General features: G+C 74.0%; 8 protein-coding genes. 3 read left to right on the top strand and 5 right to left on the bottom strand.

All coding sequences use genetic code 11. The features are described 5' to 3' along the window. Positions 1-124: 124 nt before the first annotated feature. A complete protein-coding gene (locus tag OG927_RS26490) occupies positions 125-1717 on the top strand; it encodes an MFS transporter (RefSeq protein ID WP_330320890.1) in 1593 nt (530 codons plus the stop codon). A gap of 152 nt (positions 1718-1869) precedes the next feature. Here OG927_RS26490 and OG927_RS26485 read toward each other — a convergent pair whose 3' ends face one another. Both OG927_RS26485 and OG927_RS26480 read right to left on the bottom strand, forming a co-directional pair. Beyond that, entirely contained in the window at positions 1870-2730 is an 861-nt protein-coding gene (locus OG927_RS26485) for a hypothetical protein (RefSeq protein WP_245376672.1), read from the bottom strand. 48 nt (positions 2731-2778) lie between these two features. Further along, complete coding sequence (locus tag OG927_RS26480) at positions 2779-3984, bottom strand: MFS transporter (RefSeq protein ID WP_056791876.1); 1206 nt, start codon at positions 3982-3984, stop codon at positions 2779-2781. Positions 3985-4058: 74 nt separating this feature from the next. Between OG927_RS26480 and OG927_RS26475 the strand changes: the two genes are divergently transcribed. After that, on the top strand, positions 4059-4817 hold the full coding sequence (locus tag OG927_RS26475) for a DeoR/GlpR family DNA-binding transcription regulator (protein WP_056791872.1): 759 nt from the start codon (positions 4059-4061) through the stop codon (positions 4815-4817). A gap of 514 nt (positions 4818-5331) precedes the next feature. Then, positions 5332-7746: a GTPase-associated protein 1-related protein gene (locus OG927_RS26470; protein WP_330320889.1), complete on the top strand. Its 2415-nt coding sequence runs from the start codon at positions 5332-5334 to the stop codon at positions 7744-7746. Positions 7747-7854: 108 nt separating this feature from the next. On the opposite strand, the gene OG927_RS26465 is transcribed toward OG927_RS26470, so the two are convergent. From OG927_RS26465 to OG927_RS26455, 3 genes are all read right to left on the bottom strand, one after another. Further along, a complete protein-coding gene (locus OG927_RS26465; protein ID WP_056791868.1) occupies positions 7855-8724 on the bottom strand; it encodes a peptidoglycan-binding protein in 870 nt (289 codons plus the stop codon). A 28-nt stretch (positions 8725-8752) separates the two neighbouring features. Then, entirely contained in the window at positions 8753-10297 is a 1545-nt protein-coding gene (locus OG927_RS26460) for a DUF6519 domain-containing protein (protein WP_330320888.1), read from the bottom strand. Between the two features lie 67 nt (positions 10298-10364). Beyond that, complete coding sequence (locus tag OG927_RS26455; RefSeq protein WP_124280766.1) at positions 10365-12536, bottom strand: hypothetical protein; 2172 nt, start codon at positions 12534-12536, stop codon at positions 10365-10367. Positions 12537-12541: the final 5 nt, after the last annotated feature.

Genomic DNA, 12541 nt, shown 5'->3' with positions numbered 1-12541 from the left:
TCCTCACGAGGACCCCGGACCCTGACCGCTGCCGGTCTCTCGTCACCGCGGCCGGGCGCTCACGCGTGCTGACGCGACGCGCCTCCTCCGCACCCCGAAGTACGTACACAGACAAGGCGTTCCCATGTCCTCCACGACCGTGGACAAGTCCCCCCTGCCCGCAGGCGCTCCCCCGGACGCCCCGAAGGGCAGACGCGCCAATCCCTGGCTGACGCTGATCGCCGTCGCCATCGGCCTCTTCATGGTCAACCTCGACGGTTCCGTGGTCTCGATCGCCAACCCGGAGATCGGCCGCAGGCTGAACGCGTCCACCGCCGACCTCCAGTGGGTCACCAACGCGTACCTGATCGCGATGGCCGCCTTCCTGATCCTGGGCGGCAAGCTCGGCGACCGTGTCGGACGGCGCACGTTCTACATGATCGGCACCGCCGGATTCACCGTGGCGTCGGTCGCGATCGCCCTGTCGGGGTCGATCGAGGGCGTCATCACCTTCCGCGCGCTGCAGGGCCTCTTCGGGGCGCTGCTCATCCCGAACACCCTCGGTCTGCTGCGCGCGGTCTTCCCGCCGCGGAAGTTCGGCATGGCGGTGGGCCTGTGGGCCATGGTGGCGTCGTGCTCCACGGCGCTCGGCCCGATCGTCGGCGGGCTGCTCGTCGAACACGTCAACTGGGAGTCCGTCTTCCTGATCAACGCGCCGATCGGCGTGGCCGCCCTCGTCTTCAGCGCCCTCGTCCTGCCGAGGAGCCAGGACTCCACGGGCGATCACCGCTTCGACGTCCCCGGCGTGATCCTGCTCGCCGCCGGACTGGTGGCGCTCGTCTTCGGCGTGGTCAAGGGCGAGACCTGGGGCTGGACCTCCGCCGGGACCCTGGGTTCGCTCGGCGCGGGTCTGGTCGTCCTGGCGGTGTTCTGCTGGTACGAGACCCGGGTCCAGCACCCGCTGCTGCCGATGCGGCTGTTCCGCAACCCGTCCCTGACGATCGGCACGCTCGTCACCGCGATCAACTTCTTCGTCCTGCTCGGCGTCATCTTCTTCCTGATGCTGTACCTGCAGAACGTGCGCGGCTTCACCCCCGTCGAGGCCGGTGTCCGCACGCTGCCGCTGAGCCTGGCGACCGTCGTCGCGTCCCCGCTCGGCGCCGCTCTGACCCAGCGCTTCGGCCCGCGTCTGACCATGCCGCTCGGCATGGTGCTCCAGGCCGCGGCCTCCCTCTGGATGCTGACCTGGGACGCGGAGTCCTCGTACGCCGCCCTCTGGCCGCCGTTCCTCGCGATCGGCCTGGGGGTCGGCATGGTGATGTCCGCGTCCTCCGACGCGATCGTCGGCAACGCGCCGAAGAAGGACGGCGGTGTCGCCGGTGGCCTGCAGGCCACCGCCCTGCAGATCGGCGGTGCGCTCGGCACGTCCGTGCTGATCTCCCTGATCAGCGGCAAGGTGGGCTCCACCCTCACCGGCGAACTGACCGCGGCCGGAGTACCGGCACCGGCCGCGGCGGGCCTCGCGGAGGCCAAGGACGCGGTGGCGATGGGCGTGTCGCCGGTCTCCGGCGACATGCCGGCCCAGCTGAGGGCCGCCGTCATCGAGGGCAGCGGCAACGCGTTCATGAACGGAGTGCACAGCGCGGTGATCGTCACCGCGGTCCTGTGCGTCGTCGGCGCCCTGCTGGCCGGATTCGGCCTGCGGCGCGGCGCCGCACCGGTGGACGCCGGGCACTGACGCACACGACGGACCGGGACCGGCCGGGATGCGGGGCAGGCGCGAAGGCGCGGCTCCCGCATCCCGGCCGGGCTGGTGTCCGGGGTACGGGCGGGCCGTGTCGCACCGCCCGTACCCCGCGGACGGGGCCGGCGCTGCGGCCCCGTCCGCCGTCACGCGGCGGCGTCCGCCCGCTCATGACGGTCCCGGATGCGGGCGACGACCCGTTCCCGTCCCAGTCGCCGGGCCCTGCGGAGCTTGGCTTCCGCGGCCGCCATGGGGATCCCGAGCAGCCAGCCCCACAGGCTGAACCGCAGGGTTCCGCTCGACACCAGCGCCTGGTTGACGCCCAGGCAGAGGCCGACGGTCAGCGCGTACGCCGCGGCCCGGTGGGCGAGGAGCAGGCGCAGCAGGGCGTTGCGGCGCCCCTGCAGGAGCTCGACCGCCGCGGCCAGTTCGGCGGCACGCAGGTCCTCCCCGGGTTCGCCCCCGGACTCGCCGCGAGCGGCACGCCGCAGCGCGTCGGTGACCTGCATGCTCTGTTCGGCCGCTCCCTCACGCCGCGAACGGGCCTGCGCGGCGGAGTCCTTGAAGTCGTCCCAGTACCCTCGGCCGGCCCACCCCGTCACGGCGTCCACGCGTGCCCGCTCGGCCGACCCGGGCGGCGCCAGCTCTTCGAGCCGCGTCCGCAGGGCCGCTCCGCGGGCCGCGCGCCCCGGGTAGGTGAAGGAGTCGGACCGCAGGCACAGCTCCAGGTACGACACCAGGAGCCCCAGATCGTCCTGCGCGAGCGCGAGCCCCTCGCGGTACGCCGCCTCGGCCTCGGCGTCGTGGTCGTCGTCGTCCTCGGCGGCGTGCGCCTGTCCCAGCCAGCAGAGGAGGACCGGATCCGGACCCAGCTCGCCGAGCCCGGCCCGGGCCGCCTCCCTGACTTCGGCGTAGCCACCCACCTCGTACAGCTCCGAGCACCGCTGTTCGTACTGCTGCCGCTCCATGTCCCCGCCCCACTCGTTCCGGACCGGCAGCTTCGCCAATGCACCGTGACGCCGTCAACGGACTTCGGGTCACGATGTGCGCGGGGTTCAGGCCTCCTGGGGTGCGGGCTCCTTGCTGGTGGCCCCGGGCGCCCTCGTCTCACCGGACGTGAGGATCGGGGCGGTCAGGCAGGCGATGACGCAGAACGCCACCGGCAGGAAGAAGGTGAGGTTCAGCGGCATGAAGTGCGTCATGGGGCCGATCACCGCGGGGCCCGCCAGGATGCCGATGTAGCCGAGGCCCGCCACGCGTGAGACGTTCGTTCCGGCGGCGGCCGGATCGATGTGGCCCGCCGCACTGAAGAGTTGCGGGATGGTGCCGGACAGGCCGATGCCGAAGACGGTCCAGCCGATCAGCGCGACCGGGATCGTGGGCGAGAGCGCGGCCAGGACGAGTCCTGCGGCAGCCGCTCCGGAGCCGTAGCGAAGGATCGCGACCGGGCCGAAGCGCGCGGCGACCGGGTCGGCGAGTAGGCGGCCGATGGTCATGGCGGTGGCGAAGGCGCCGTACGCGAAGGCCGCGGTCGACGGGGACGCGTCGAGTACGTCCTTGAGGTGCAGGGCGCTCCAGTCCCCTGCCACGCCCTCGGAGAGCATCAACATGAGGGCCAGCGCCGCCATGATCCAGATGCGGCGGGGTACGGGACGCCGGGCGGACTTCTCACCGGCACCGGCATCCGCGCCCACCGGGGCGGCTTCCGGGGGCATCAGCGCCGGCACGGCGGCCAGCGTGACGACGAGGCTGAGCGCGGCCATGGCGCCGAGCGTGACGGCCGGGCTCCACTCTCGGCCGAGGGTGAAGGCTCCGACCAGCGCGGCGAAGACGCCGCCGATCGAGAACATGGCGTGGAACGCGGACATCACGGGCCGGCCGTAGCCCCGCTCGACCTGCACCGCGTGGGCGTTCATCGCCACGTCCAGGCATCCGGTCGTGCAGCCCAGGACGAAGAGCGCGGCTCCCAGCGTCCAGGGACTGGTGGCCAGGCCCGGCAGGACGAGGGCCGCACAGGACAGCACGGCGCTGACGGGAACGACCTTGCGGGCACCGAACCGGTCACTGAGCGGACCGATCAGCTGCATCCCCGCGAAGGCCCCGCCGCCCAGGAGCAGGAGGAGCCAGCCGAGGACGGCGTGGCTGATCCCCACCCGCTGCTCGATGGTGGGGATGTGGACGATCCACATGCCCAGGATGAAGCCGCAGAGGGTGAAGTAGACGAAGGTGGCCAGGCGGCCGACCCGCAGAGATCTTTCCATGCGCGCCAACCTAACAAACAGATTTTATGAGCGGAACTTGGTTTTCCGCACACTTCTGGTGTTCACTTCGCGTCATGGCGAGCGCAGACCGACTGAAGCAGATCACGCACGCGGTCCTGGAGACGGGCCGCAGAACGGTCGCGGAGCTGGCCGCGCTCACCGGCGCCTCGGAGATGACGATCCGACGCGATCTGGAGACGCTGGCCGGCCAGGGCGTCCTGGAGCGGTACCGGGGCGGGGCGAGGAGCCTGGTGCTGCGCGGTGAGGAACCTCCGTTCGCTCTGCGGGCCCGGGAGGGCCTGGAGACCAAGCGCCGCATCGCGGCCGGGGTCGCCTCACTGATCGCGGACGGCGAGTCGGTGGTCGTCGACAGCGGCACCACCTGCCTGGAGGTGGCGCACGCGCTCGCGGACCGTCGGCTGACCGTGATGCCGCTGTCCCTGCACGCCGCCAACGCCCTGACCGGCGCGACCGGGTTGACCCTGCTGCTGCCCGGTGGCCGGCCGCGCCCCGGCGAGCTCGCGCTGACCGGACCGCTGGCCGAGGCGTCCCTGGCCTCGCTGCGCTTCGACACCGCGGTGATCGGCTGCTGCGGCCTGACCGCCGAGGACGGGCTCACCGCCTACGACCTGGAGGACACGGCGGTCAAGCGGGCCGCGATCGCGTCCGCCCGCCGCGTCATTGCCGTGGCCGACGCCGCCAAGCTCTCCCGCACCGCCCTCGCCCTCGTCACCCCGGCGTCCGCGCTGCACGCGGTCGTGACCGACACCGCGGCCCCCGGCGACGAGGTGGAGGCACTGCGCGCCCTGGGCGTGGACGTACGGACGGTGTGAGCCGGCGGGTGCGCGGCGAGCCGGGCAGGCACCGGAGGCGCCGGGGCCCGGGACGCGCCGTCCCCGGGGGTGCGCGGCGCCCGGGAGCGGCACGGCACCGGCGGGTACGTGGTTCCGGAGCGTGTACGGTCCCGGCGGGTACTTCGTGGGCACGATGCACCGAAAGCGGGGCGCGGCCCGCCGACCGCGTGGCGCGTGGCGCGTGGCGCGTCGGAGCGAGCCGTTCGTCGCGGCCCCGTGCGGCAGTTCCACGACGTGCCCGCCACCACCCGTGCCCTCGTACCCCACCGCGCCCGCGGACAGCAGCACTTCGGTCATTCGCCCGGCCCGGGGCCTCCTCCTGCCTCGCGCGGCCCAACAGGCCGTCAGGGCTTGATAGCGTCGCCCGCACGACTACGGAAAGCTCCCCGCCGGGGTCGTCGCTCCGCTGGGCCGGGCCGCGCCGACAGGACGGCGAGCGGTGGCCGGTGCGTGTGACGGGGACGCACGTGGCAGGGACGATGAGGGCCTACGCATGAGCCTCCCGCAGTTGCACTACACCTCCGTCGCGGCCGGGGACGGGGAGCCCTCCGGCCGGTTCACCGCCGTCGACCCCGCGATACCCGGGCCGGTGCGCACGGAGGCGGCACCGTTGCTGGCCTACGACGCACCGGCGGGCACCCCCGACCGGCTCGGCGACGCCCGGCTCCGGGCACTGCCGGTCGCGTTCGCCTTCGCCGCGCTCACCGACGGCAGCCACCTGCTGAGCCGTACGGTGGCCACGGGTGCGGGTGGCTTCCACGCCCACGCCGTGCACATCCCGTCCGGTACGCCGATACCGGGCCGGGCGCTCCCGGTGGCCGCCTGGGGGGCCGCGGGCTGGCTCTCCGCGGCGCCGGACCGCACGCCGCACGACCCGCTGACCGCGATGTCCACCGCGCAGGGCCCCTCCCGGGGGCTCACCAGGGAGGGCCTCGGAGACTTCGCCGTGTCCCGCAGCCCGTGGCTCGCCGCCGTGCTCAGCGATCTGCGCCGGGTGAGCGAGGACCCGTCCGCGCCGCCGGTCGTGCTCGTGGAGCGGCAGAGCGCCGACGTGGCCCGGTGGGTCGCGCTGGCCACGGCCGTGCTGCCCAGGGAGCACGCGGAACGGCTGACCTTCACCACGTACACGCGCCGGCCCGGACACACGACGCACCAGGTCATCGGTGTCCTGCCCGAGGACGCTCCCGACGCCCGCGACCCCCGCTTCCGCGTGCACGCCGGGTCCGGCCCGCGTCCCGCGGGAGCGGTGGACGACGCGTGGGCGGGGACCGCCGCCCGGATCTGGCGCAGCCGGGCCCCCGAGCTGTTCCGGGAGGCGGCGGAGCTGCCGGGCGAGCCGTTCGCTGCCGGTCCGCTCGCGGTGACGGCACTCGGCGCGGGCATCGCGCTCGGGTCGAACGAGCGTGCCGCGGCGGCCGATTGGGCGGCCGTGCGGCCGTACGCCCTGGACGAGAAGCGCACCCGTCAGCTGACCGACGCACTGACCTCGCCCGCCGACGACCGCACGGCGGCGGAGTGCGCCGCCGCGCTGCGTCTGCTGACGGCGCTCGACGGGCGCTGCCCCGCCGCCGTCACCGCGCCGCTGGCCGCGCTGCTGGTGAGGGAGGCGGTACGGGGCGGCGACGTCGGGCTGGAGCCGCCCGCGCGGTCGGCGTTCGAGGAGCCCGCCGGGGAGCGTGCCCTCACCGGACTCGTCGAGGAGCTCGGCGACGACCTGCTGGCCGAACTGGCGCCCGGGGTCCCCCGGAGTGTCGCGCGGACCGTGCAGTTGCTGCGGATCGTGCGGCTGCTCGGCGTGGACCGCGAGGAGCTGCTGCCCGACGTCGTGCACCGGCTGGCCCGCACACTGCTCGACGACCCGGAGACGGGCGCGTGCCCCGCGCTGCTGGATCTGCTGGACGAACAGTTCGACGTGCGTACCGCGCTGCTGGGCGAGCTGGACGGGCTCGCCCCGGACGACCCCGCGGGCGCCGAGCGGCTGCTGGTCCGGGTCGCGCTGCCGTTCACCGGGACGCAGGCGCTGCCGCATCTGCGGATGTGCGCCGAGGCGCCGGGGGCGAAGACGCGCGGCACGGACCGGGTGGGCACCCTGCACACGGTGCTGCGCGCGGCAGGTATGTCCCCCTTCGCCGAGCCGCTGGTGCTGCGGACAGCGGTCGGGCTGGTCTGGGGCGAGGAGACGCCGACCGCGGGCGAGGCCCGGTCACTGCTCACCGAGACCACGTCGGACGCCCACCGGGCGGCCGGTACCTGGGCGCACCTGGTCGACGCCGCGCTCGCCGCCCCCTACGGCGACGAGGACGCTCCCGAGCTCGCCCACGACCTCCTGCGCGGCTTCCCGCAGGAGCTCACCGCCCGGGTGCGTGCGTGCCTGATGCTGCTGGACTTCGCCCGCGGGATGAACGCGGGGGCGGCGGAACCCGGCTGGGCGGACCGTGCCCGCGAGCTGCGCGCCCGTGCCGAACCCGTGGAGCCCCTGGTACTGGAACACGCTCACGGCGCCCTGTCGGAGCGGCTGCTCACGGCCGGCCGGCCCGAGGCGGAGCTCTACGCCTTCGTCCACAGCGAGGACGAGGACCTGATCGCCGCCTACGGCAGGGCCGCTCGGGGCGCCGGGGTCGCCGCCCTGCTGCGGGACGACCCCGCGTACGTGGCGGACTGCTTCGCGGTGTGGAACGCCCACCCGCACGCCGGCACCGCCTGGACCCGGACGCGTACCGCCCTGCTCGAAGAGGTGCTGCGCCCCGCGGTGCGCGCCCTGCCCCCCGAGGGGCTGGCAGCGGTGGAGGAGGCGGTGGAACGCGAGGGCAACAGCCGCACCCTGGAGGCCTTCCGCACCTGGAACCGGCCGTCACGCTCGATCGGACGCCTCGGCAGACGCATCGTGGGGCGGGTGCGCCGAGGATGACCGCGGGCAGTACGGCACGTGCCTACGAGGATGTGGCCGGCCCGGGCGCAGCGGCCCTCGGCGCGGTGAGGGCCGAGGGCCGCCCGGTCGGTGCCGGGTACGGCGGACTCAGACGTTGGGCACCTTGAGCTTGTCCCAGCTGGTCCGGCCCGGGACGCCGTCCGCGCCGCTCCCCGAGTAGCCCAGCTTGCGCTGCCAGGCTGCGTACGACGCGCGGTCGGCCTCGGACCACGCCGGGCCGGGGCCGACCTCGTACTTTCCGCAGCCCTCGGCCACCAGTCTCTTTCCCATCGCCGTGATGACGGCGCTTCGCCGGCCGGCCCGGAAGAACGCCGCCCCGGGGAACGGCTCATAGGTCGCCGGGGGCTTGGCCGGGCCGTCCGGCTTGCCGGCGAGGCGGGTCCTGACCCTGGTGCGCATCGAGCCCATCGTGAACCCGCGCGGGTCGATCTTCCCCGGCTGCCACTCCTTGTGGCCGATGACCGAGCGCTGGTTCCAGCCGTGGGCCCGGCAGATCGCGGCCGCCGCCCTCTCGATGGCCAGCAGTTGGGCGGCCGGCCACGGATCCTTGCCGTTGCCGAGGTTGATGCACTCGAAGCCGTAGAAGGAGCGGTTGCCGTCGGTGTTGGCCTCGTTGTCGGCGGGCAGCGCCGTTTCGTTGATCACCGCACGCAGGACGTCGTCGTCGCCGAGGCCGGCGTGGTTGGCCCGGCCGTGGCCGACCATGTGGACGGTGCCGTCCTTGGCGATCACGCCGTGGCACAGCGGGCCCGGCAGACTCGAATGGCCGTCGTAGCAGAGGTCCACGGAGCTCTGCGTGCCCGAGGTCACGGTGTGATGGATCATCACCCCGTACACGGGTCCCCACGCGCCCTTGTGGTTCCGGTTGTGCGTGCGCCAGCTCCGGTGCTCGACGACGCGCAGGCCCTCGTCCCGCAGGGCCCTGAGCAGTTTGTCGGCGGACAGAGGCGTTGCCATCGTGGTGCTCCTTTACCCAGGTGGTGCGTCAGCTCTCGGGCTGTCCATCGTCGTCCTGCCCCGCCGTCCGGCCGTCCGAACCGGCGGCGGCACTCTCGGTGGCCTCCGCTTCCGCCTCGGCCTCCGCTTCCGCGGCCAGCTCCTGCTCGTCCGCCGCGGGGACGGCGGCGGCCAGGGGCGCGAACGTCATGCGCAGGTCCGCGACCGACCCCTCCCCCAGCACCCAGGCCAGCGGTGCGTAGTGGACGCGGATGCCGTTCGGGGCTTGCAGCAGCGGGCGGCGGGCCGCGTCCGCCGGCCATTCGACACCGCCCGTCGCGGTCCTGGCCGGAACGGTCCAGAAGTCACCGGACCGGTACGCACCGCCTGGCTCGAAGTAGACGAACACGCCGTCCTCCAGCGGCAGCCAGCCGCCCTCGTCGATCCGGACCGCACCGTTGCGCAGCCTCGCGGACCCCTTCGCACGGCCCGGTCCGCCCCCGTGCCGGGAGCCGGACCGCTGGTCCCAGCGCCGCAGGTACGGGTGGAGTTCGGGGCGCCGCCCGACCGAGGGGTGGGGCTCGTCCGAGAGCCGTACCCGCCGTCCCGGCAGGTCGATTTCCTCGATCCGCAGCAGCGGCAGCGGCTCGCCCCGGCTGGTGTAGCCGGTGTCGACGAACTCCACCTGGTCGCCGACGTGCAGACCGAGCTTGTCGTCGTTGCCGAGCGAGGACAGCTCCACCCAGGTCCCGTCGGTCCCGTCGACCGGGAGCGTCACGGAGCCGTTCTCACGCGACCACTTGTAGGTGGCCTCCTCGGCCGCGCCGCCCTCGTGGATCTCCACCCGGTACATCTGGTTCTCCGGCCCCCGGTAGCGGGCGTCCGGATCCACCAGGCAGGGCGCGTCGTCCGTGTGTCCGGGACGCTCGCTGCGCGCCGCCATCCGGGCCGTCGACGCCTGCGCCGCCGCCCAGCGGGCGAACGCCTCCCGGACCTGGTCCTTGGCGGCCCCGTCCTCCACCTCCAGCTGTGCGCCGGGCAGCGGGAGCACCTGCCAGACGGTCTTGATCCGGGCCGCCGTGTCGGGCATCGCCGGGCCGAGGGCCACCTCGCGCAGCAGCGGGTCCTCGGCCGCGGTCACCGAGCGTTCCCACACCTTGAGGCAGGCGAGGTAGGGGAACCGGGTGGGCAGCCGGTCGCCGGGGCGCTCCGGGTCCCGGTGGCCGTCCGGCTGGTCCCAGTAGGTCCAGGTCGCCGGGGCCTCCCCGTCGTCGTCGGCGTCCTCCTGTGCCGGGACACCGGGCTCGGGGCGGGTCGAGTCCAGCAGGATCCCGTCGACGTAGTAGCGTCCGCCGCCGATCGAGAGGTCGTCGAGCTCCCGGCTGCCGCCCAGGAACCCCACCTCGAATCCGGTCGCGCCGCGCGGGCCGCCGTGCTGCCCGATCAGGTCGGCGGCGGTGGTCCGGGCCCGGTGCAGCTGGATCGCGGCCTGTTCGTTCGCGTCGGCGTCCAGCTGTACCCGGCCCTGCTGGGTGAGGACCGCCGCGTAGTGCCGGTCCGGCCGGAAGGTGTCACGGGAGAGATCTGCGTGCATGGGAAGGGGTCCCCCTCGGAAGTACGTCGGTGGGTCGGAAGAGATCGGTGCGGACGGTTCCGGGCCGTCACGTCACGGGGAAGATCCCGGCATCCGTACCGGCCGGGGTGAACGCGGCGAGCCTGGCCCGCAGGCTGTCCTCGCGCTGTGGTTCGTACAGGTGGTGGAAGACCCCCATCTCGGAGCCGTCGTCGGCGCCCCGCCGGATCTGCCACGGTCCGCCGTCGGCGAGCCTCCCGTACGAAGGAGTGCCGTACCGCTCGCTGCTCAGCAGCGGGCGCACCTCCCCGGCGAGGTCGGCGCCCACGAGGTCCGGCTGGCAGCGGTGGCGCCGGGGGGTGCGGGAGCCGGGCGGCACGTAGGAGTACCGCAGGCAGCCGATGCCGCGCCGGGCCACCCTCAGCCGCCCGGTGAAGATGCTGTTCTCGGCGATCCGCACCGCGTGGGTGTGGACCTCGCCGATGATGGTGGTGCGGTACGCGTGGAGCACGGCGTGCGCGTGACGGCAGTCCGGGGCGGACAGCGCGGGACGGTCGTGGCCGGTGGCGTCCAGGATGCTGTCGCGGATGTGGATCGCCGGCGGATCGTGGCTCACCTCCTCCCCGGTCACCTCGATGGTGCCGAGGATGCTGCGGTCGATGGTCACGCACGCGGTGGTCCGGTCCAGGACCAGGCTCGGCTCCTCGGGGGAGTGCGGACCGCAGTCCGTCTCCAGCGACCAGCCCGGCACCAGGGTGCAGTGCCGCAGCACGACCGCGCCGACGGGGCCGCTGACGTGGAGCCCGCGTCCGGTGACCAGCAGGCCGTCGAGCACGATCCGGGGGGCCTCGCCGTCCTGTCCGGCCGTCCGCCCGTCCTCCTGCGCCCGGATGTTGAGCGCGTCGGGGCGGTTGCTGTACCAGTCGAGCAGCCGGATCACCGGGCGGCAGCCCTCGGCCGCCCTCAGTTCCAGCTGGTCGCCGCGGCAGAGGTCGAAGTCGAGCTGTTCCTGGTAGGCGCCGCTGTGCGTGATCTCGATGATGCCCTCGGCACCGCAGTGCCCGGACCGCCGGTCGGTGCGCCACTGCGCGTACGCGTCCATGATCCGCTGGTGGGCCTGGCGGGGGCCCACCCGGTAGATCCGGGCGGCGGGCGGGGTGACGCGCTCACGCGGGTACTCGCCCCCGCCGGTGTCGTCGCCGAAGGCGTGGTGGTAGGTGACCCAGACGCCCTGCCGGGGTGCCGAGCGGGACCCGAAGGCGATCCTGCCCAGCACCGGGTCGACGGCCACCTGTCCGAGCTTCGGGCGGTAGCGCCAGCCGGACAGGTCCGCCACGACGATGTCCGACATCGGCACGGGCTCGTCCCGGCCGTCGCGCCGGACCGTGAAGCTCTTGCCCGGTCCGTAGTGGTCGGCGAGCCGGTCCGCGAGCTGCCGCCTGCTGATGGACGCGGGCACGTTGTCGACGGTCGCGAGGTGCGTGGCGGAGGGTTCCGGCACCGGGCGGGTCACCAGCGCGGTGTCGTTGCCCAGGATCGAGAACGTGTACAGGCCGCGGGCGCGGTCGACGCAGTACGCGGGTGACCGGCTCACCCGGTAGGGCTTCAGCCGCCACACGAACAGTCCTGTTCCTGCGGGGGAATGACCGCCCCGGCGCCGCGACGAGGCCGCCGCGCGTACGTCGACGGACCGGGCCAGTACGTCGAACGGCCCGCCCGCCAGGTCGAGTCGCGTACCGTCGCGCACGTCGGCCAGCCTGCCGCGCCCGCTCCTGCGTGCGTCGCCCGCCGCCGCGCCGGTGCCGTACAGCCTGACCGGCTGCTGGTGGGAGACCAGCCGGGAGAACTCGACGGCCCGGGCGGGCCACCCGGCGACCTCCTGGGCCAGCTCCTCCAGCAGGGCGAGAGTGCCCTTGCGGCGGCGGTTCGCGACCGTGGCCGCGACGTCGCGGCGCGGGGCGAGGGCCTCGGCAAGCCGTGTGCGGGCCTCCCCGTCCGTGCCGCCCAGTCCGGCCGTCAGGACCCGCTCGTACCCGGCGAGCGGCCGGTAGCCCACCAGGTCGCCGATGTAGGGCAGCGCCCAGGGCGCTGCCGTCTCCACGAAGAGGTCCTCATAGCTCTGGTCGACCCCGTCGCGCACCCGGTCGACCTGCTCGGCGATCACCGCGAGCAGGGCCCGCAACTGCTCCCCGCCCTCCGTGTCCCGCAGCCGGTGCCACTGCGGGAGCAGCTCCGTGAGTCCGTCCGGTTCCCTGCTCATGCGAC

It is taken from the genome of Streptomyces clavifer (assembly GCF_036345975.1).
GTDB lineage: Bacteria > Actinomycetota > Actinomycetes > Streptomycetales > Streptomycetaceae > Streptomyces > Streptomyces clavifer.
This window is presented reverse-complemented; position numbering and strand designations above follow the sequence as displayed.

Excerpts from the sequence above, each read along its gene's own strand:
- OG927_RS26460 (WP_330320888.1), bottom strand. The coding sequence starts at position 10,297 with ATGCACGCAGATCTCTCCCGTGACACCTTCCGGCCGGACCGGCACTAC.
- OG927_RS26490 (WP_330320890.1), top strand. The coding sequence starts at position 125 with ATGTCCTCCACGACCGTGGACAAGTCCCCCCTGCCCGCAGGCGCTCCC.
- OG927_RS26480 (WP_056791876.1), bottom strand. The coding sequence starts at position 3,984 with ATGGAAAGATCTCTGCGGGTCGGCCGCCTGGCCACCTTCGTCTACTTC.
- OG927_RS26455 (WP_124280766.1), bottom strand. The coding sequence starts at position 12,536 with ATGAGCAGGGAACCGGACGGACTCACGGAGCTGCTCCCGCAGTGGCAC.
- OG927_RS26465 (WP_056791868.1), bottom strand. The coding sequence starts at position 8,724 with ATGGCAACGCCTCTGTCCGCCGACAAACTGCTCAGGGCCCTGCGGGAC.
- OG927_RS26470 (WP_330320889.1), top strand. The coding sequence starts at position 5,332 with ATGAGCCTCCCGCAGTTGCACTACACCTCCGTCGCGGCCGGGGACGGG.
- OG927_RS26475 (WP_056791872.1), top strand. The coding sequence starts at position 4,059 with ATGGCGAGCGCAGACCGACTGAAGCAGATCACGCACGCGGTCCTGGAG.